This is a genomic window from Clostridium tertium, assembly GCF_902652255.1.
GTDB classification, from domain to species: Bacteria; Bacillota; Clostridia; order Clostridiales; family Clostridiaceae; genus Clostridium; species Clostridium tertium_A.
The window spans coordinates 36,721-54,653 of record NZ_CACRTO010000008.1 but is presented as its reverse complement, the minus strand read 5'-3'; the positions used below and the strand labels follow the sequence as shown (position 1 = coordinate 54,653).

Sequence of the window (17,933 nt, the reverse complement as noted above, 5' to 3'; positions counted from 1 at the left end):
TTTATTAAAGTTTTCAATTCATTCCTTTTCTTTTCATTGATTTTCTATTGTTTTCCTTTTATTATTTAAATAGTATCTAAGTAGCAATGATATTTTTTACATTTTATTAAATTATATTTAATCTGTAAAATATTTCAGTTAGGTAATTAGACAATCAAACTTATATAAAAATTAAATTTACTTTCAAAACTATTTTTCAATTAAAATAACATAATCCTAAAAATGTATATTATTTATTGAAACATATATTAAAGTTATTTTGAATTTATTATATAAAAAGAGTTAAAATAGTATTAACTAATTTTTTTAGATTGGAGAGATCTTATGAATTTTATAAAAGTTGCTGCAGCATGTCCTGTAACTCGTGTGGCAGATATAGAATATAACTTAGACAATATATTTAAATGTTTAGATGAAGCTAATAATAACTATGCCAAAGCAGTAGTCTTTCCTGAACTCTGTATAACTTCTTATAGCTGTGGAGATTTATTTATGCAATATAGTCTTTTAGAGGGCTCTAACTCAGCTATAAAAAGAATAGTAGAAAAAAGTACTGATTTAGATATGCTAATAGCTGTAGGAGCTCCATTAAATTATAAAAACACTCTATTTAATTGTGCTTATATAATATTTAATGGAAAAATCCTTGGAATTGTTCCAAAATCCTATATTCCAAATTACAGTGAATTTTATGAAAAGCGTTGGTTTAGTGAAGGCCTAGGCATAATAGATGAAAAAATAGATTTTGAATTTCAAAAAGAAGTGCCATTTGGTACTAATCTAATATTTAAATCTGGTACATATAGTTTTGGATTTGAAGTATGTGAAGATCTGTGGGTTACTATTCCTCCTAGTTCTTATCTTTCATTACTTGGAGCAAATATTATAGGAAACTTATCAGCGTCAAATGAACTTGTAAGTAAAAAAGACTATAGAGAAGCCTTAATTTCTAATCAAAGTGCTAGATCTATGTCTGCATATATTTATTCATCAGCAGGAGTACACGAATCTACTACTGATTTATTATTTAGTGGTCACTTACTTATTGCTGAAAATGGAACTATGCTTAAAGAAAATAATAGGTTCCAAAGAGAAAATGAAATAATTTATTCTGATATTGATGTATTTAGGCTTGATAGTGAAAGACTTAAGAATATAAGCTTTAGAGATGCTTCAAGAATAGTCCCATTCGAAGCCAATATAATTAATTTTGAATACAAAGAAAATAAAATAATTAATTTTGATAGATATATTGATAAACATCCTTTTGTTCCTTCAAATACTAAATTGAGAGAAGAAAGATGTAAGGAAATCTTTAATATTCAAGCATCAGCATTAGCAAAAAGACTTGAACATACTAATTTAAAGAAAGCTGTTATAGGTATATCTGGTGGTTTAGACTCTACTCTAGCATTACTAGTAGTAGTAAAAACCTTCAAATTATTAGGTATAGATAATAAAAACATTATTACTATAACAATGCCTGGTTTTGGAACTACTGATAGAACTTATAACAATGCATTAACCTTATGTAGAGAGCTTGGCTGTGATTTAAGAGAAATTAATATTGTTAAAGCTGCACTTCAACATTTTGAAGATATAGGTCATGATAAAGATATCCACGATGTGACTTATGAAAATGTTCAAGCAAGAGAAAGAACTCAAATATTAATGGATTTAGCTAATAAAGAAGGTGGATTATTAATTGGTACTGGAGATCTTTCTGAACTAGCCCTTGGATGGTGTACTTATAATGGTGATCATATGAGTATGTACTCAGTAAATCCATCCATTCCTAAGACTTTAGTAAGATATTTAGTAAGGTATGTAGCTGAAAAAGAATCTACTAATGCGGTTTCAGAAACTCTATTAGATATTTTAGATACTCCTGTTAGCCCAGAATTATTACCTAAGAGTGATAAGGGAGAAATTGTTCAAAAAACTGAAGATATAGTTGGTCCATATGAACTACACGACTTTTATCTTTATCACTTTATTAAAAATGGATCTTCAAAAGAAAGAATATTATTCTTAGCTAAAAAAGCCTTTAAAGATGATTATAGTGAAGAAGAAATAGAAAAATGGTTAGATAAATTTATTTATAGATTCTTTACTCAACAATTTAAAAGAAGTGCATTACCTGATGGTCCTAAAGTTGGTAGCATATCTCTAAGCCCTCGTGGCGATTGGAGAATGCCATCAGACGCATCCTTCAATACTTTTAAATAAAACTGATTGTGAGGACCCTTTAACATATTATGCTCTGTCTCCGTGGCAAGCTCCAAGTCGACCTACACATAATATGTTAAAGAGTCCAATACCAATCTATTTATTCTTAACAAATTCTCCTTCTATTTTTAATGCAAAGATAAATTGAATATACTCCTTAAGCTTAATAGCTACAAAAAGAGGCATTGAATACTTAATGAAGATGAGTGAAACGAGAATTAAACTTAGTATGAAAGCCCATCACTGAAGCTTGTCTGAAGTAGATGCTCCTATTAAAAATAAGAAAAGCTACTAGACCAAGAGTTTTGTTAGAACTCGCATTCGCTCAGACAAACCAATAACTCTAAGGCCTAATATCTTTTACTTCACCAAGTACTTCTAATTTTTCGCTATATGCTTATTTCACCGTCTATTTATATTTGCCAAGATATTTAATTATTTGACTCTGTTTTAAACCGATGTTGATAATGGAAAATATAAAATTAGATAAATAAATTCATCCAATTTTATTTCGCAATAATTTAAAACTACGTACTATTTAATTTCTGCAAAAATTTCATGTATATTTCCATCTGGGTCAGCAAATAGTGCTGTTCTTTGATTCCAAGGCATATCTTGTGGTTCATGAACAGAAGTTGCTCCTTTGCATATTAACATCCTAAATGATTCATCAACATCATTAGGACTTTCACATGGGAAAGCAAATTCAAAGCCCTGTCCAAATGACTCTTTCCTATATTCGCTACTATACCTATACATAACATCTCTCATACAAATAGCAAATCTTGCTCCATCGTTTTCAAATTCAACATAATTACCAAGGTCATTTTCAATTCTGAATCCGAGGACTTGATTATAGAACTCTTTCATTTTATCTATATCATTTGTCCAAATTGTAATAAGATTAATTTGTGATTTCATCATATATTTTTCCCCTTTCTTGATTTAACATATAGTTTGCTTTATAATACAATTGCGTAATAATATATATCTTTATTATATATTTATTTGGTATATAATCCCATAAGAATAGAAATAATATACCCTTGTTTAAAAAAATTAATAATTATCAACATTCAAATAAAACAGAGCCAATTATTTAAAATAACTAAGGAATTGTTACAATAATGATATTTATTAATTTAGAGATTTTATTTAAATGAGAAACTACAATTCTTATTTAAAAATCGTAAAGTTAATACATGCCATTATGTTATATTCACATTTTAACTGTTATACTAGCTCAGCATCAATTTCACAGTTTTCTTCTTTAATTTCTTTATCAATCTTAATTTGATATAATGATTTTTTAAAGAATAGCATAGCTATTATCATTACTCCTGAAGAAATTAAGAATATACTTGCTACACTAACTTTATCAAAAAGATATCCATAAACCATACTGCTTAATGGAGATGCTATCATAGCCCCAGTTGATACAACAGTTGATACTCTTCCCATAAATTCTAAAGGTACTATAGATTGCATTCCTACACTTAAAAATGTATTTGCAAGTCCAATAAAAAGACAAAGAATGAATGTTATTAGTAATAATAATAGATATAAATAAAAAACTCCATTTTCAATAGAAGCTATAGATTTTGAAGAAACAATAGCATATCCTGCCAAAACTACTGATGATATCATTAAACTTAGATATAAATTCTTACCTAAAGAACGCTTTTTAGATTGCCAACCAATTAGAAAAGTTGCAAATATCATCCCTACAACACCAAAAGTATCTACTAACCCATATTGAAAATCCGAAACATTTAAAATAATTTTACTTAGATATGCTCCCCCTACTGAGAAAGAACCAAATGCAAAATTTAATATTACAGCTAGACATACAACATTAATGATATCTCTTTTCTTTAATATAAAATTAATTCCATCTTTAAATTCTCCAGTAAACTTATTTAGAGATAATTTCCCTTTATCTTTTACATTTCTAGGAATAACTAAAAACATTTCTGAAATAGCTGAAATAAAGAAAGAAATAGAATTTACTATAAATACACCTTTTAATCCTAAACTACCATAAACTAACGCTGCAATTGCAGGTGATATAACATTACCAATAGACATTAATAAAGAATTTAGTGCATTAGCTTCAACTAAATCTTCTTTTTTGTAATAGTTGGAATTATAGTTTGAAGAGTTGGATTATCTAAAGTGGAAATCAAAGAAAGAATTATAACCAAAGTATATATATATATTAATGGCATTTCTCCGGTTATAAAGTAAATAACTGCGAATATACTTACTGCAATTCCACTCATTAAATCTAAGATTATCAATATATTTTTTCTATAAAACCAATCTACTATAACACCAGCAAATGGTGATAGTATCAACTGAGGTATTAAAGAAATTGCAAGAATAGATGCAAATTTAGTTGCTGACCCCGTAGTATTTAAAACAAAAAGTGATAATGCAAAACTTTGCATATAAGACCCGATTAATGATGTCATTTTCCCAAACATTAGCAAAGAAAAATTCTTTTCTTTTAAAAGTTTAAATTTCATATTTCCCCCTTTTACTACATTAAAATAGTTAATTATACAATTTTCATCTTTTTATTCGTAACATTGTTACGCTGTTACTCATAAAAAACATACTTCATTATAGCATAATATTATTATATCGTAACATTGTTACACTTGTAAACAAATTTTTTTTATTTACGATATAATTTAAAATAAAAGAAGGCAAACTTATGCCTTCATCTTTATTATTCTTAATATCGTTAAAATTGCTCCAATGAAACAAACACTTCCAATACCTACAAATACAAATCTCATTGCATAAATAAATACATCAGCTCTACCCTCAATATATCCAGCAACTTTATATCCCATTCTACCACTCATTATTGAGTATAATAAACTTGTTGAAAGTGCTATTCCAGTAGTCATACCTAGGTTTCTAATTAGTCCATTTATGCTACCCGCAATTCCAAGTTTACTTTTATCTACAGTTGACATTATTAAAGAGTTATTAGGAGATTGGAATATTCCACTTCCTAATGAAACAGAGCCTATTAAAATTCCAACTATAAGTAAAGGCGTACTTTCTCTAAATAAGATTAAGCCAAAAATCCCCAAAGTCATTATACTTAATCCTAAAGCTGATATTTTTTCACTTCCTAACTTATCTGATAAATATCCACTTACAGGCGCTACTACTGCTAAAACTATTGGTGAAACAGTCATCATTAATCCAGCAATACTAGGCCCTAATTTTAATACATCTTGAAGATAAAAAGGTAAGATTATATTAATCGCTCCTATAGATATAAAAGATGTAAATCCACAGAATATACTTAAAGAAAATAATTTATTCTTAAATATGCTTATATCTAACATAGGTGCTTTAATTTTTCCTTCTACATTAATAAATATAAATAAAAATATTATTGATAATACAAATGCTCCAATTATAATTGGGTTAGTAAATCCAATACTTTGACCAAAATTAATAGAACAGAAAAGTAAAACTATTGCTAGCATAAATAAAATTGTTCCCTTAATATCAAAAGGTAACTTTTCTTTAACTTTTCTAAAACTCAACGTCTTCATTACAGCTATATAAACTATTATTCCAATTGGAATATTTATTAAGAAAATAAATTCCCAAGGTGCAACTGATACTATTAATCCTCCAAGTGTCGGTCCAACCATAGTTCCTAATGCTACAGCTGTTCCTGTCATTCCAAGTGCTCTTCCCCTCTCTGAAGGTGGAAAAGTTTCTGTAATTATACCTTGATTAGTAGCCATAGCTGCTGCCGCACCTACTGCTTGAATTATTCTAGATATAATTAGCATTACTAATGTATTAGAAAAACCACAAAGTAAAGATCCTATTGTAAAAGCAGCTATTCCAAATCTAAAAACTCTGCTTTTGCCAATTACATCTCCAAATCTTCCAAATAATAATATTAATGCACAGATAGTTATTAAATAACTAGTAACTACCCACTCAATACCTGCCATAGTTGTTCCCAATTCTTTTGCCATAGTTGGCAATGCAACATTTACTATACTACTATCAAGAGTAGTCATAAATGTCATAGGTAAAATTACAAGTAATATTGCCCATTCTTTCTTCATCTACTCATCTCCTTGTAAAAATTTCGCCAATCGTCTTATATTACTCCTATTTTTTACAAATTAAAAACCACAAATATACACATATATTAGAATTTTAGGTAATTTCATAAATTTATCTTTAAATTTTTCATATTTACATAAAATTATATTTCCATAGAATTTATTAAGAATTTTGACACAATATTGTTATATTTAAATAATACAATTTAGTTGAGAGGAGAAGATACTATATGAGACAATTGGGAAACTTCTTTGGAAGTATTATTGTATTCTTATACGTATTAACAATATTAAATTATATACTTAAATTTATTAATAAAAATTTTAAATCTTTAATTTCAAAAAATGAATTTATAAATAAATTATTTATAATTGTTATGAGAATAATAATAAAATATCATAAAGTCTTTGGAATATTTACAATCATATTTATATTATTGCATTTCTATATACAATTTACCTATAGAGGTATAAGTATTATTGGTTTAATGTCAGCAGTTACAATGATACTACAGGTTGCACTTGGAATATATGGAAGTAGTTCTAAAACCAAAGATCAAACTTGGCTTATAGCTCACAGAGCAATATCAATAATACTTCTTGTATCAATACTAATTCATATAAATTAATTATTAAATATATATAAGCTTTCAATTAATGTAATTTACACTTTTAAATAAATTTTCACTCAAAATAATATAGATACTTAAAATGTAGATTATTTATTGAAACATATATATAATAAAAAATACTGTATATATTCAATTTTAAATATATACAGTATTTTAATATTGCTAAAAATAATATTAAATTTTAATATTTCTCTCTAACTTCTTTCAGCTTATTTTCTACTAATTCAATAAGCTTGTCCTTATCAGCTTCATTGTTTACAACATCCATATTATCCATATCTATTACTACTACTTCTGAAGCTTTATAATAATTATTAACCCAGTCATCATAATCTTTCCATAAGAAATTATAATATTCCTTTAAGCTTTCATCTATTTCGAAATCTCTACCTCTTAATGCTATTCTTTTTAGAACTGTTTCAAAAGAACCTTTTAAATATACCATTACATCTGGAGCTTTCTTAGGTAGTTCCTCTAACTCTTCTAGCATATTATGTAATAGATCTTCATATATTTTCATTTCAAGATCATTTATTCTTCCAAGCTCCATGTTCTTCTTTGCAAAATACCAATCTTCATATATTGATCTATCTAAAACATTATTATCATTAACTAAAGCTTCCTTAATACTTTTAAATCTAGTATTTAAAAAATATAGTTGTAATAAAAATGGGTATCTCTTCTTTTGAATTTCCTCTTCACTTTCACTATAGAATAAAGGTAGTATAGGATTATCATCTACACTTTCATAAAAAACTTCTGAATTAAAATGTTCACCAAGAATTTCAGCAACTGAACTCTTACCTAAACCAATCATCCCTCCAACAACTATCAACATGCTTCACCTATCCTTTACTTTTTGTCTTTCTCTATATTACATAATAAAAAAATCACTTTCAAGTCTTGACTTTTATTTTTATGTACCATATGTGGTGTTTATTTTTACCAAAAGCACAATATGTTGTTTAAATATATTGATTTATGCGTCCATATCTTCATATTTATCACCTTTATCCCCTATTATAGTTTTAAATATTAGATACTTTATAACAACTAAATTAATTCTCTCCTCTAAATATTATTAATTATTTTTACCTTCAGTTTACATATAAGTATATTTTGCAATAATATTTAATTTGTAAAAATTATTTTTACACTATACTTATTACTTAAATAAAAGGACTATAGCTAAAGAATATTTAATTCTTCAGTTATAGTCCTTTACTTATATGGTTTTACTTAACTTTAATTTGACATTATTGAAAGTATCTCTTTTTTTATTTCTATAAATCTTTCACTTGTTACTATTTCATTTTTTCTTTCTTTAGGTAAATCAACAATAACTTCACCTTTTATTACAGCAGGCTTTTCGGATATTATATATATCCTATTAGATAGAAGTATTGCCTCTTCAATATCATGGGTTATAAAAAGAATGGTTGAATTCATCTCTTTAGTTAAATCCATAAGCCATCTTTGCATCTTTCTTCTAGTTATAGAATCTAATGCTCCAAAGGGCTCATCTAAAAGCATAATATCATTTGAGGTCAAATATGTTTTTAAGAAGTTTGCCCTTTGCTTCATCCCACCTGATAATTGAGATGGATACTTATATTCAAATCCCTTTAATCCAAACTCTTCACCGTGCTTCAAAACTTCATTTCTTGAATCCTTTTTACTTTTTCCTTTAAAAACTAAAGGTATTCCTATATTATCTATTACCTTCTTCCAAGGCACCATCATATCTTTTTGATACATATAACTTAAGCTTCCATTCACTGATGCTTCACCTGAATCAGCTTTTATTATATTAGTTAAGATATTAAAAATAGTACTTTTCCCACTTCCTGAAGGTCCAAGAATAGATACAAGTTCCCCTTCTTTAACTTCTATAGTAATATCCCTTAATATTTCCATATTTTCAAAGGATTTAGATACATTTTTAAGCATCAATTTATTTTGATAAGAACTCATTAGTATAAGCCTCGCTTGATTTCATTTCTACATTTATTAATTTATTATCATATAAGAATTTAGTGTAATTATCCCATACACTTTCCTTCATTTCTCCAAATACTTCAGTGTCTTCTTTATATTTATCCTTTAAATAATTTTGACTTTCTATGGCTAACTCTTCACTTATTTCTGGCACTTTACTTACTAAAATCTTAGCACTTTCTTCTGGATTATCTATAGTATATTCATATCCTTTAGTTGTAGCTTCCATAAACTTCTTAGCTAATTCTTTATTATTATTTACTGTATCTTCTGTAGTAGCAATTATAGGTGTGTAGTAATCTAATGCTGGATCTAAATCTCTTACTGGAATATAGTTAATATCAAATCCTCTAAGTTTAGCTTCAATATTAGTCCACGCTTCGAAAGTCCATTCAAAATCCAAATTATTCTTAGTTGCAATAAAGAAGTCTTCTGTACCTACATCTACAGTAGTTAGCTTACTAAAATCTGCTCCATTCTTCTCCATAACAGCTTTCAATATAGCTTGCTCTGATGGGCTACCCCATCCACCATAAACTTTTCCTTCAAAGTCCTTAACTGTTTCTATTCCTTTTTCCTTAGGTGATGCAAATCCTGATGTATTATGTTGAATTATAGTTCCTATTGCCATAACTGGCAGAGGACTATCTGATGTTCTTGCATAAGTTAAATCTTCTTGATAACTAACAGCAAAGTCACCCTTTCCTGCTGCTAAAAGTTGAAGGGAAGAACCTTCAGATGGTTGAATTATTTCTACATCTAATCCTAAATCCTTATAATATCCTTTTTCCTTAGCAACATAAAAACCTGTATGATTAGTGTTAGGTGTCCAATCTAGTATTAAAGTAACCTTCTGTAAGTCATCATTACTAGCCTTCGAATCATTATTTGTGCTACATCCAGCAAATAATGTAAGTGCAGCTACAGATGCTAATACTACTGAAATTATTTTCTTTTTTATCATTATTTCCACCTCAATCTATTTCTCTTGCTTATTGTTTATTTTTTTATTATTCCATGGAGTAAATATTTTTTCCATTATAGATACTAAAAGAAAAATAGCCATACTTATTACAACTATTATTACTATAGCTGCAAACATTTTGTCTAAAGCATAAGCACTTCTTGCCCTAGTCATATATACTCCAAGGCCTTTGTCTCCTCCAAGCCATTCTCCAATTACTGCTCCCATAATACTGTAAGTTGCAGCTATTCTCATGCCTGAAAAGAAGTTTATCATTCCATATGGTAGCTTTAAGTGTAAAAATACTTTAAGCTTAGATGCTCCCATTAATTTAAAGTGATTTATTAAATCTTTATCTACCCCTTCTAGTCCATCTACTATACTTATTACTATTGGGAAAAAGCATACTATTACTACTACTATTATTTTAGGTAAGGCTCCAAAACCAAACCAAATTATAAATAGTGGTGCTAATGCAACAGTTGGTATAGTTTGTGATATAACTAAAACAGGATAGAGTGCTTTCTTAACTAAACTAAATCTATCCATAATAATTGCTAAAACTATAGATAAAACTATAGCAATTAAAAATCCTACCATTCCTTCATATAAAGTTGCTAATATATGAGGTATCATAGTCTTAAACTCAGTTATTAACACATTAATAACGTCTGTAGGTGCTGGCATTATGTATTTTTCTATACCTCCAGCCATTACTACTACTTGCCATAATATCAAAAGTAATAGTACAAAAATAATTGGAGCTAACTTGCTACCTATACTTTCCGATTTTTTCATCCATAGTCACGCCTTCTTTTTTATAGTCTATTTTAACCATAGAAACTACTCTTAATGCACCTTCTTCTGTACATATTTCTTGAGCCTTCTTTACAATTTCAAGTAACTCACTAAGTTCTCCCTCCATTGTAGTTTCCATTGCTCCAACCTCATACTTAACTCCAGTAGAAGCTATGTATTCAATAACCTTGTCCACTACAGGATAAATCCTTTCCTCTTCCACTGAGGGAATAACTTGTAAACTAACATTACATAATGACATAATTTTTTCCTCCTTATTTTTAACAAAACAAAAAGCAGCATTTCCTGAATAAGAAAGGCTGCTTAATAGCTAAATTTGTAATTGAAATCAATACACAATCTCCCTACGTTGGCATTATCCAAATCAGGTTTGTGGGTCAAAATTGTATCAATTTTATCTCAGACAGTTCACTGCCTCCCCAGATTTTTATTAAGTTTATATTCCCATTTTATCCTTTTATAGCATATGTGTCAAGTTAGTTAATAATAATTATCAGTTATTGAATTATGCTAGACAATCCGATAACTGATAAATAGCAATTCACTTTATATTATATATCTATTTAATTATTTTTTTTAGCTCCATAAATAATAGTAATAAACCCCAATATTCCTGTTATCATTTTTAATATAAAGATTGGATTAACTATAGCAAATAATATTATTCCAATTCCTATTAACATAACTTTTAAAGAAGAATCTTGCCTTCTAATTTCATCATATGCATATATTCCTATAATAATCGTAGCTATTATAATTAATACATCAATAATTTTACCTGTTATAAATCCCATTCCTATCACCTACCTAATAAATTATAATAATTATTTTGTACAATATTTATTAACTCTTCTGTTTCGTAGCCTTTAATCGTAGCTACCTTCTTATAAACCTTTATAATTTCACTTGGATATCCATACTCTCCATTGATCCATTCTAAGGCTGTAGGACCATCTGTTTCTAGTAAGAGTTTATCTTTAGGTATCATAGTTAATATTTCTTTAGTTCTATCAGAATAACCTATATCTACACTAATAGTAAAATAACATCCATGTTTAATAAATTTTTCTAAGGTTTTTATATCTCCACTATACCAATGAACAATAACTTTATTATAGTTATATCTTTTTAATGATTCATATACTTCCTCTTCCGCATCTTTTGTATGAAGAGAAACTACTTTATTTCTTTTAATGCTTTCTTTTAAAATAAAATTATATATCTTTCTTTGTTCTTCAAAGGTACTTTTATCTTCTACCCATAAAAAATCTAATCCTATTTCACCTATTATTTCACTATCCTCAATATATGGTATAAGTTCCTCTAAACTACCTTTATACTCAGAAGCTCTCCAAGGATGAATTCCAAAACAAGGTTTTATATATTCACTAAATCTACTATATTCCTTATTTTTAATATAACTTTCTATATCCATACTATTTGCAAGAGTTAATATTTTATTATCATTAATTTCTTTTATTGCATCTTCTATATTTTCCTTAAAAGAATCTAAATGTGTATGACAATCTATATACATATATAACCCTCCTTAATTAATTTCTATTAGCTAGCTTTTAATGTTACTGATATAATCTCAGGTCTATTAAATACCCTTACTGGGAATAAACTATTACCTAAACCTCTACTTACAAACATAGTTGATTTTTTTTCATTATAACTTCCAGCAGTATATTTAGGAAAGAACCCTTGATCTGGAGCAATAAGTCCTCCCACAAAAGGAATCCTAATTTGTCCCCCATGAGCATGTCCTGAAAAAATCATATCAATATTATTTTCTGAATATAAATCAAATAACTCTGGACGATGTGATAGAAGAATTTTAAACTCCTCAATTTCTGACCATTCTTTTAATTTTTCTTCTACCTTACTAGTATCAGTTCCATCAATATAATCTGATGTTAAAAAATCTGGATCCGATAATCCTAATAGTTTAATGCTATTATTTCCTCTAGTAATATCTAGTTCACTATCCTCCATTACTATAACACCAGCATCTATTAGTCTTTCCTTTATTTCATAATACTTTCCTGACCAAGCTTCGTGATTTCCTGATACATAATAAACTGGAGCAATTTTAACTGCAGAATTAATAAAAAGCATAGCCTTCTCTAAATTATATCTACGTCTATCAATTAAGTCACCAGTAATAACTATTATATTTGGCGACAAGTCTTCAACCTTTCCTATTAGCTTATCTTGCTCGTCTCCAAACACCTTATTATGCAAATCAGAAATATGAACTATCTTAAAATTATTGAACTCCGTAGGCAACTCAGATTTATTATAATCAAAATTAGAAATTACAATACTATTATTTTGCCATATAGAAAATACTATACAGATTACTATAAATATAACTAATATTATCAAAGTCTTAGCCTTTCTAGATAACTTAATCATTAATTTTATACCCCTAAACTAATTATCATTTATTTATATTAATATGCTATATATAAATAAGTTAAATTATACCACTCGTCTATATATAATTCTACTTTTTAATATTTATGTATAATTTCCTGCCTCAAATTTTCCTCTTAATTAATTTTATAAAAAGCTGTATAAAGATTATATTTATCTTTACACAGCTTTTTATATTTTAATTTTTCACTTCATACACTTCATAATAATTATCAACTAAAGTTTTTTCATTATTTATCATTTCGTAATCACCACATTCAACATAAAGCTTATTACTATCTACCCACCCTCTTAAAGATCTCCAATTAAAATTATTATCTTTTTTAGATACTATTATATCAGTAATATCTTGAATATTAGCTATTTCTAAGTTTTGCTTTACTCTAGCTAAACTTATATTTTGATTACCATATTGATCATAACTACTAATTACTATAAAATTTTTATCTTTATTTATAGTAGATAAGTTATTAGTATATTTTAAGTTAGCTTCTTTATATAATTCTTTTTTATCTATGTCATATCTCCAAAGACCATAATCACCTTCTACGTAACCTGAAAATAATATATTATTATTACTATAAATTACATCCATTCCTGCCTTAACTTCTATAGCACTTTCTATTTCAAAAAAAGTATATAATTTATTATTTTCTATATAACCTACAATACTATCTGCTTCAGCAGTTGTATCTACTATTGTTACATATATTTTTTCATCTTCTAGACTTAAAATATTTAATCTTTTATTCTTAAAACTATTTATAATATCTCCTTTTATTTCATAATACTTATCATTTCTTGTATCTATAACTACTATCTTTTCAATTCCATTATCATTATTAAAATAATAAATATCTAAATTACCATCATAACTTGATTCAAATCTATTTAAGTCACCATTTGTATCTTTTATCAATTTTTCATATGCTTTTATTTCTTTAAGTTCAGAATTATTATCGAACATATAGACCTTATTATCTTTTAAAATTCTTACATTATGTCTATCCATATATCCAGTTATTAATTGACCTTGTATATCTTTTTTATCCCAACTAATTTTATTTCTATTATTATTAGTTTCATCAGTAATAGTCCCAACTTCAATGCTATTTATATATACTTTAGGAAATTGTATATTAGATCCATATCCATCTTCTAAATAATCAATGTGTAGTAATTTACCATTATCAAGTAATGCCTCTGAATACTTTTCATCATTCCTAATATTCTCAGTTGTTTGTAATTTAATTATATCAAAACTATCATTTGCTTTAGACGTTTCTTTAGCATTTTCATCAATTACCACAGTATCAATAACCTTATCTTCATTTGGAACCTTAGTTGAACAACTTACTAATATAGTTGCCGCAATACTTATAAGTAATATGCTTATTTTTTTATTTCTCATTTATTATCTCCCCTTTCTATAACTTAATTGTAATAAAATATTATTTTTAAAATAATTCTAAGTTATTTCCAAGTTGTTAATCTTTAGGGAGTTTAACTATAAATTTTGATTTATCCTTATTTAAATCAAGAGTAATTTCACCTTTATGTCCTATAACTATATTTTTACAAATATATAATCCAAGACCACTAGATTCTTTTGATGAAAATCCTTTTTCTTCGACCCTTACAAATGGTTCAAATATTTTCTCTTTAAGCTCTATAGGTATTGTTTTTCCTGTAGTCATTATGGAAAATTCGCAATTTTTATCTACCTCTTCTATTTGTATTTCTATAGTAGTATTTTCATATGAATACTTAATCCCATTATCTATTAAATTATTAAATAACATTTTTAAATATTGCTTATTTCCTATAATCTCCTCCATTTTAAACTTAGTAATTATATTAAGATTTTTATTTTTAATTATCGGATTCTTTATTTCAATTAATTCCTGAGCTATATTCTTTATATTAACCTTTTCAAAACTATACTCTTCTAAATCACTACTTTGCTTTGATATATTAAGTAATGACATAACTAACTCATGCATTCTATCACTCTCAGCTATTATTCTATTTAATGCATTTCTTTTAAAATCCTCATCATTAAAATCATCTTCATTTAATATTTGCGCATATCCAGAAATATTAGTTAAAGGTGTTTTTAACTCATGAGTAATATTCCTATAAAAATTCTTTTCTTGCTGATCTTTTACCTTTAGCTTTTCAGTCATTTCATTAAAACTATCTACTAATATTCCTATTTCATCTTTTGAAGTATTATTTATCTTTTCTGGGTATGAGCCTTTAGATACTTCTAATAATTTATTTTTTAAGACTATTATTGGTTTAGTTATCCTTGAAGAAAAAACATAAATTGATAGAAATATTAAAGCAAACAATGTAGTAACTATTATATTTAATAGTTTTTTTATATTTAAATCTCTTAAATAATCACTAGTATAATCTTTAATTAAAACTAATACTCCTATTTGATTATTATCAGAATATATAGGAATACTTAATTTACCTAATATAGTTCCATTCTTATTCTCTATATCTACCATTGTTTTATTGTTTTTAGTTTCATAAAAAGATGATGGTAAGTCCTTAAATATATTTAAATCAACAACTGAACTATTAGTTAATCCTGTTGAAATAACTTCCCCCTCTATATCATAAAAGACACCTTGAGCATTAACTCTCTCTACAATGAACTTCATAATCTTAGAATCAAAATCCTCTTTTTTTATATTATCTTTTTCAATACTATTTAAGGCCAAGTAATCATCTAAATTTTTAAATGAAATATTATAAATTTCTTTCATATCCTGTGCTACTAAATCCTTAAAACTTTTATCAAAAAACTTATCCATAATTAAATTTAAAGATATTACTGATAATACAAATATAGAAACTAATAATATTCCGTATTTCTTTCTAATCGTTACCATGCTTCACCTTTAAAATATATCCAACTCCGAAAACAGTCTCTATATTTAAACTATTTCCTAACTTCTTTCTAATTCTTGTTACATGTACATCTATTGTTCTGGTATCTCCAATAAAATCATAACCCCAGACCAAATCTAATAATTGATTCCTTGAAAAAACTTTATTAGAATTCTTTGATAAAAATAGTAATAAATCAAATTCTTTAGGCTTTAATTGAACTTCTACATTATCTATATAAACACTTCTACATCCTTCATCTATTTTTACATTATTTATAATGATTTCATTCTCTTCTTTAATAGCAGATATCTTTTTAATTTCTTCCCTTCGTCTAAGAGCAACCCTAATTCTAGTTACTACTTCCCTTATATCAAAAGGCTTGGTTATATAATCTTCAGCACCTATTTCTAAGCCTAAAATCTTATCCATAATATCAACTCTAGCCGTTATCATAATTATAGGTATTTTATAACTATAAATTTTTCTACAAACACTAAAGCCATCCGTATCATTTAGCATTATATCTAAAAGTATTAAATCTGGTTTAAAGCTTTTAATTTCCTCTTCGGCTTCTAACCCATTAGGATTAACTTTAACCTTATATCCTTCTTTCATTAAAGCAAATCTTAAAATTTCACTAATATCTTTATCATCTTCAATAATTAAAATATTTTCTCTCATTTATCTCACCTATTACCCCTTAATAATTCAATTATCAACTAAAAATGTTAATAAACATTATCATTATGTTTCCAAATTGTAAACATAGCATTATATAAAAAATTTATAAACTATCTATAAGTGGGAGCTAAGCACTGCTACGCGCCTGGATTAGTTCTTCTAACCTTCAGGTGTAGTAGGCATCCTGCACTCTGTGAAAGTGATTCACATAAAACACAAGATTTTGGTTCTCTACTTTTTAAGAAAACTCCACCTGAAGACAAAAATCACATATATTTTTATTATACTATAGAAGGTTATTTTTATGGAAATAAGTTGCCAATAAAAAGATCTATTTCACAAACTATGTGTTTCTGCCAATTCTTAAAGTTATCCTTAGGTTTTAAAAAATTAATTTCTTAAAAAATAAAAAAGTACTTAAAAACTTTTTAGTTCTTAAGTACTCAATAAATCTAAATCTCATTAATATCAAAAGAAATTTGTATATTCTTACTTTTCGGCTCTAACTTTGTCATTTTCACACCTGCTGAGCTAAACATCCTTTTAGATGCCTTAACTATATCCGTATCTGCATATTTATCAGATAAGTAGACAACTTCTTTAATTCCTGATTGAATTATTGCTTTTGCACATTCATTACATGGGAATAAGGCTACATATATTTTTGCTCCTACTAAGCTAGTTCCCCTACTATTTAGTATTGCATTTAATTCTGCATGAACTACATAAGGGTATTTTGTTTCAAGCATATCACCTTCCCTGCTCCATGGGAATTCATCGTCTGAGCAACCTCGTGGAAGACCATTATATCCTTGACTTAAAATTTTATTATCATTATCTACAATACATGCTCCAACTTGAGTACTAGGATCTTTACTTCTCATCCCAGCTAAAATAGCAACACCCATAAAATATTCATCCCAAGATATGTAATCTCTTCTTTTCATTGAAATCCCCCTTAATTTTATGTATATTATGTAATATTTATTATATTATACCTTATTAATTTTAAAAGTAAAATTAATAGCTTTGAAACAATTACTCTAAATTAATATTTTCCTAATAAATTATAGAAATACAATTATATCTATATATCTGCATTGAACTAAATTCCACTATTACACAACATAAAATTACTAATTAATATTA

The 17,933-nt window shown here is 26.9% G+C and carries 18 protein-coding genes and 1 riboswitch; of the genes, 2 read left to right on the top strand and 16 right to left on the bottom strand.

Annotation, left to right across the window (positions count from 1 at the left end; genetic code table 11):
- Window positions 1-324: 324 nt before the first annotated feature.
- On the top strand, window positions 325-2,229 hold the full coding sequence (locus GPX08_RS02955) for an NAD(+) synthase (protein ID WP_156625257.1): 1,905 nt from the start codon (window positions 325-327) through the stop codon (window positions 2,227-2,229).
- Window positions 2,230-2,763: 534 nt separating this feature from the next.
- On the opposite strand, the gene GPX08_RS02950 is transcribed toward GPX08_RS02955, so the two are convergent.
- The 4 genes from GPX08_RS02950 to GPX08_RS02935 all read right to left on the bottom strand — a co-directional run bounded on the left by GPX08_RS02950 (window position 2,764) and on the right by GPX08_RS02935 (window position 6,341).
- Window positions 2,764-3,150, bottom strand: coding sequence for a glyoxalase (locus GPX08_RS02950; protein ID WP_156625600.1), 387 nt, complete (start codon window positions 3,148-3,150; stop codon window positions 2,764-2,766).
- Between the two features lie 312 nt (window positions 3,151-3,462).
- Window positions 3,463-4,317 (bottom strand): MFS transporter, encoded by an 855-nt coding sequence (locus GPX08_RS02945; RefSeq protein ID WP_156625255.1) that lies wholly within the window; start codon window positions 4,315-4,317, stop codon window positions 3,463-3,465.
- Between the two features lie 29 nt (window positions 4,318-4,346).
- Window positions 4,347-4,757, bottom strand: a complete 411-nt coding sequence (locus GPX08_RS02940; protein WP_156625253.1) for a hypothetical protein — start codon at window positions 4,755-4,757, stop codon at window positions 4,347-4,349.
- 189 nt (window positions 4,758-4,946) lie between these two features.
- Window positions 4,947-6,341 (bottom strand): DHA2 family efflux MFS transporter permease subunit, encoded by a 1,395-nt coding sequence (locus GPX08_RS02935; RefSeq protein WP_156625251.1) that lies wholly within the window; start codon window positions 6,339-6,341, stop codon window positions 4,947-4,949.
- 230 nt (window positions 6,342-6,571) lie between these two features.
- Here GPX08_RS02935 and GPX08_RS02930 point away from each other — a divergent pair, with 230 nt between their 5' ends.
- The gene (locus GPX08_RS02930; protein ID WP_156625250.1) at window positions 6,572-6,970 is read left to right on the top strand and encodes a hypothetical protein; all 399 of its coding nucleotides are present in this window, start codon (window positions 6,572-6,574) and stop codon (window positions 6,968-6,970) included.
- A 184-nt stretch (window positions 6,971-7,154) separates the two neighbouring features.
- Here GPX08_RS02930 and GPX08_RS02925 read toward each other — a convergent pair whose 3' ends face one another.
- The 12 genes from GPX08_RS02925 to GPX08_RS02870 form a co-directional block, all read right to left on the bottom strand.
- A complete protein-coding gene (locus tag GPX08_RS02925; RefSeq protein WP_156625249.1) occupies window positions 7,155-7,811 on the bottom strand; it encodes a deoxynucleoside kinase in 657 nt (218 codons plus the stop codon).
- Between the two features lie 407 nt (window positions 7,812-8,218).
- On the bottom strand, window positions 8,219-8,947 hold the full coding sequence (locus tag GPX08_RS02920) for an ATP-binding cassette domain-containing protein (protein ID WP_156625248.1): 729 nt from the start codon (window positions 8,945-8,947) through the stop codon (window positions 8,219-8,221).
- The gene (locus GPX08_RS02915) at window positions 8,928-9,935 is read right to left on the bottom strand and encodes an ABC transporter substrate-binding protein (protein ID WP_156625247.1); all 1,008 of its coding nucleotides are present in this window, start codon (window positions 9,933-9,935) and stop codon (window positions 8,928-8,930) included. The genes GPX08_RS02920 and GPX08_RS02915 overlap by 20 nt, the downstream gene beginning before the upstream one ends.
- A 15-nt stretch (window positions 9,936-9,950) precedes the next feature.
- Window positions 9,951-10,733, bottom strand: a complete 783-nt coding sequence (locus tag GPX08_RS02910; protein ID WP_156625246.1) for an ABC transporter permease subunit — start codon at window positions 10,731-10,733, stop codon at window positions 9,951-9,953.
- The gene (locus GPX08_RS02905) at window positions 10,708-10,995 is read right to left on the bottom strand and encodes a thiamine-binding protein (RefSeq protein ID WP_156625245.1); all 288 of its coding nucleotides are present in this window, start codon (window positions 10,993-10,995) and stop codon (window positions 10,708-10,710) included. Before GPX08_RS02905 ends, GPX08_RS02910 begins: the two co-directional genes overlap by 26 nt.
- A gap of 83 nt (window positions 10,996-11,078) precedes the next feature.
- A riboswitch (TPP riboswitch) is annotated at window positions 11,079-11,186 on the bottom strand.
- 131 nt (window positions 11,187-11,317) lie between these two features.
- Entirely contained in the window at window positions 11,318-11,548 is a 231-nt protein-coding gene (locus GPX08_RS02900; RefSeq protein WP_156625244.1) for a hypothetical protein, read from the bottom strand.
- A 5-nt stretch (window positions 11,549-11,553) separates the two neighbouring features.
- Complete coding sequence (locus GPX08_RS02895) at window positions 11,554-12,291, bottom strand: TatD family deoxyribonuclease (protein WP_156625243.1); 738 nt, start codon at window positions 12,289-12,291, stop codon at window positions 11,554-11,556.
- Between the two features lie 26 nt (window positions 12,292-12,317).
- Window positions 12,318-13,175, bottom strand: coding sequence for a metallophosphoesterase (locus tag GPX08_RS02890; protein WP_156625241.1), 858 nt, complete (start codon window positions 13,173-13,175; stop codon window positions 12,318-12,320).
- A gap of 199 nt (window positions 13,176-13,374) precedes the next feature.
- Window positions 13,375-14,607 carry a hypothetical protein gene (locus GPX08_RS02885; protein WP_156625239.1) on the bottom strand — a complete coding sequence of 411 codons (1,233 nt, stop codon included), beginning with the start codon at window positions 14,605-14,607 and terminating at the stop codon, window positions 13,375-13,377.
- Between the two features lie 76 nt (window positions 14,608-14,683).
- Window positions 14,684-16,102 carry a HAMP domain-containing protein gene (locus tag GPX08_RS02880; RefSeq protein WP_156625237.1) on the bottom strand — a complete coding sequence of 473 codons (1,419 nt, stop codon included), beginning with the start codon at window positions 16,100-16,102 and terminating at the stop codon, window positions 14,684-14,686.
- The gene (locus GPX08_RS02875; RefSeq protein ID WP_156625235.1) at window positions 16,089-16,784 is read right to left on the bottom strand and encodes a response regulator; all 696 of its coding nucleotides are present in this window, start codon (window positions 16,782-16,784) and stop codon (window positions 16,089-16,091) included. The genes GPX08_RS02880 and GPX08_RS02875 overlap by 14 nt, the downstream gene beginning before the upstream one ends.
- Before the next feature lie 452 nt (window positions 16,785-17,236).
- On the bottom strand, window positions 17,237-17,731 hold the full coding sequence (locus GPX08_RS02870; RefSeq protein ID WP_156625233.1) for a cytidine deaminase: 495 nt from the start codon (window positions 17,729-17,731) through the stop codon (window positions 17,237-17,239).
- Window positions 17,732-17,933 lie beyond the last annotated feature (202 nt).

What these genes read in the sequence shown, in the direction of transcription:
- GPX08_RS02935 (WP_156625251.1), bottom strand. Translation starts at nt 6,341, where the DNA reads ATGAAGAAAGAATGGGCAATATTACTTGTAATTTTACCTATGACATTT.
- GPX08_RS02910 (WP_156625246.1), bottom strand. Translation starts at nt 10,733, where the DNA reads ATGAAAAAATCGGAAAGTATAGGTAGCAAGTTAGCTCCAATTATTTTT.
- GPX08_RS02870 (WP_156625233.1), bottom strand. Translation starts at nt 17,731, where the DNA reads ATGAAAAGAAGAGATTACATATCTTGGGATGAATATTTTATGGGTGTT.
- GPX08_RS02905 (WP_156625245.1), bottom strand. Translation starts at nt 10,995, where the DNA reads ATGTCATTATGTAATGTTAGTTTACAAGTTATTCCCTCAGTGGAAGAG.
- GPX08_RS02950 (WP_156625600.1), bottom strand. Translation starts at nt 3,150, where the DNA reads ATGAAATCACAAATTAATCTTATTACAATTTGGACAAATGATATAGAT.
- GPX08_RS02880 (WP_156625237.1), bottom strand. Translation starts at nt 16,102, where the DNA reads ATGGTAACGATTAGAAAGAAATACGGAATATTATTAGTTTCTATATTT.
- GPX08_RS02895 (WP_156625243.1), bottom strand. Translation starts at nt 12,291, where the DNA reads ATGTATATAGATTGTCATACACATTTAGATTCTTTTAAGGAAAATATA.
- GPX08_RS02940 (WP_156625253.1), bottom strand. Translation starts at nt 4,757, where the DNA reads ATGAAATTTAAACTTTTAAAAGAAAAGAATTTTTCTTTGCTAATGTTT.
- GPX08_RS02885 (WP_156625239.1), bottom strand. Translation starts at nt 14,607, where the DNA reads ATGAGAAATAAAAAAATAAGCATATTACTTATAAGTATTGCGGCAACT.
- GPX08_RS02875 (WP_156625235.1), bottom strand. Translation starts at nt 16,784, where the DNA reads ATGAGAGAAAATATTTTAATTATTGAAGATGATAAAGATATTAGTGAA.
- GPX08_RS02930 (WP_156625250.1), top strand. Translation starts at nt 6,572, where the DNA reads ATGAGACAATTGGGAAACTTCTTTGGAAGTATTATTGTATTCTTATAC.
- GPX08_RS02915 (WP_156625247.1), bottom strand. Translation starts at nt 9,935, where the DNA reads ATGATAAAAAAGAAAATAATTTCAGTAGTATTAGCATCTGTAGCTGCA.
- GPX08_RS02920 (WP_156625248.1), bottom strand. Translation starts at nt 8,947, where the DNA reads ATGAGTTCTTATCAAAATAAATTGATGCTTAAAAATGTATCTAAATCC.
- GPX08_RS02945 (WP_156625255.1), bottom strand. Translation starts at nt 4,317, where the DNA reads ATGTCTATTGGTAATGTTATATCACCTGCAATTGCAGCGTTAGTTTAT.
- GPX08_RS02890 (WP_156625241.1), bottom strand. Translation starts at nt 13,175, where the DNA reads ATGATTAAGTTATCTAGAAAGGCTAAGACTTTGATAATATTAGTTATA.
- GPX08_RS02955 (WP_156625257.1), top strand. Translation starts at nt 325, where the DNA reads ATGAATTTTATAAAAGTTGCTGCAGCATGTCCTGTAACTCGTGTGGCA.
- GPX08_RS02925 (WP_156625249.1), bottom strand. Translation starts at nt 7,811, where the DNA reads ATGTTGATAGTTGTTGGAGGGATGATTGGTTTAGGTAAGAGTTCAGTT.
- GPX08_RS02900 (WP_156625244.1), bottom strand. Translation starts at nt 11,548, where the DNA reads ATGGGATTTATAACAGGTAAAATTATTGATGTATTAATTATAATAGCT.